A 1,920-nucleotide genomic window follows, 5' to 3' on the forward strand; every position below is an offset into this window, starting at 1 on the left:
CCAGCTGAGCTATAGCCCCAAATCAAAATCCTGTAGAACGGGGCGAATCATATGAAACCCAGAGAATTCTGTCAATGCATTCATTAATATTCTCTGTGTAAGCGATGAAAAAGTCATCAACGACCAATTTAGGACGGGTCAGGTGATAAAAATAAAGGCACTGCAATAAATTGAGTGCCTTTATTATCTTATGTCAGATTTCACACAATGGTGATTTACTGAGCTTCACGCTGAGCAATATAAGCCAGTGCTTTATCAATACGAGCCAGAGAACGAGCTTGATTGATGGCATGAATGGTTACGTCAACACTTGGCGACTGGCCTGCACCAGTAACAGCAACACGCAGCGGCATACCTACTTTACCCATACCAACTTCGAGTTCGTCAGCGGTAGACTGAATTGCATGATGGATATTTTCTGGTGTCCATTCAGTGATGGCAGCCAGCTTCGCACGAGCAACATCCAGTGGTTGGCGAGCAACAGGACGCAAGTGTTTCTTCGCGGCATCTGCATCAAACTCGGCAAACTCTTCATAGAAGTAACGGCAGGAGCTGGCCATCTCTTTCAGAGTCTTACAACGTTCACCCAACAGTTTGATCAAATCAGTCAGTTCTGGGCCAGTACGAGTATCAATAGCTTGCTGTTCGATATGCCATGCTAAATGTACAGCAACTTTTTCTGCTGGCAGGGTATTAATGTAATGATGGTTCAACCATTGCAGTTTTTCTGTATTGAATGCACTGGCAGATTTGCTGATGGCATCAAGACTGAACAGCTCAGTCATTTCTTCAACGGTGAAAATTTCCTGATCGCCATGTGACCAGCCCAAACGAACCAAATAGTTCAACAGCGCTTCTGGTAGATAACCGTCGTCGCGATACTGCATTACACTGACGGCACCGTGGCGTTTAGACAGTTTTTTACCGTCATCACCGAGGATCATAGAAACGTGGGCATATTCTGGAACTGGAGCGCCAAGGGCTTTCAGAATATTGATTTGGCGTGGCGTATTGTTGATATGGTCTTCACCACGAATAACGTGGGTAATTTCCATATCCCAATCATCGATCACTACACAGAAATTATAAGTTGGTGAACCGTCGGTACGGCGAATGATCAAATCATCCAGCTCTTGGTTGCTGAATTCAATCGGGCCACGGATGCTGTCATTAAAAATAACAGAACCTTCTTGTGGATTGCTGAAACGTACAACATGTGGCTCATCGTGACTGTGTTGGCAATTGCTATCACGGCATTGCCCGTTGTAACGTGGCTTATCGCCATTTGCCATCTGAGTTTCACGCAATTGTTCCAAATGCTCTTTAGAACAATAGCAACGATAAGCTGTACCTTGTTCCAGCATTTCATCAATAACTTGGTTATAACGGTCGAAACGTTTGGTCTGATAATAAGGGCCTTCATCCCAATTCAGATTTAACCAATTCATCCCGTCCATAATTGCGTCGATAGCTTCTTGAGTGGAACGCTCCAGATCGGTGTCTTCAATACGAAGAACAAATTCACCTTTATTGTGGCGGCTGTATAACCAAGAATAAAGAGCAGTACGCGCACCACCCACATGGAGATAGCCAGTAGGACTTGGTGCAAAACGGGTTTTAATTTTACTCATCAGGAATTGCCTTAATTACGTTTCTCTTTTTAGAGAACGTTTTGGATGATTGACGTAACAATAGTTGGGGCTATTTTATCACTGGACTTCAATTCCTCAATGCCGTTAACAGTCGGTTATTGAGAAAAGCCAAAATACATTGGCTAAATGATACCTTTGCGTGATTATAATTGTTTCATTCTGTTTAATTTTACGACGAACGATAGTTTTCGTAATAAAAACCGTTGACTCACTTCGAACTATCCCTATAATGCGACTCCATCACGACGGGGCGATTAGCTCAGTTGGT

Annotated in this window: 1 protein-coding gene; it reads right to left on the reverse strand. The window is 43.4% G+C overall.

From position 1 onward, the window contains the following. Positions 1-215 precede the first annotated feature (215 nt). Positions 216-1,631 (reverse strand): glutamate--tRNA ligase, encoded by a 1,416-nt coding sequence (gltX, locus tag FE394_RS19455; RefSeq protein WP_319927960.1) that lies wholly within the window; start codon positions 1,629-1,631, stop codon positions 216-218. Between the last annotated feature and the right edge of the window lie 289 nt (positions 1,632-1,920).

Source organism: Xenorhabdus littoralis, from assembly GCF_033949345.1.
GTDB lineage: Bacteria > Pseudomonadota > Gammaproteobacteria > Enterobacterales > Enterobacteriaceae > Xenorhabdus > Xenorhabdus littoralis.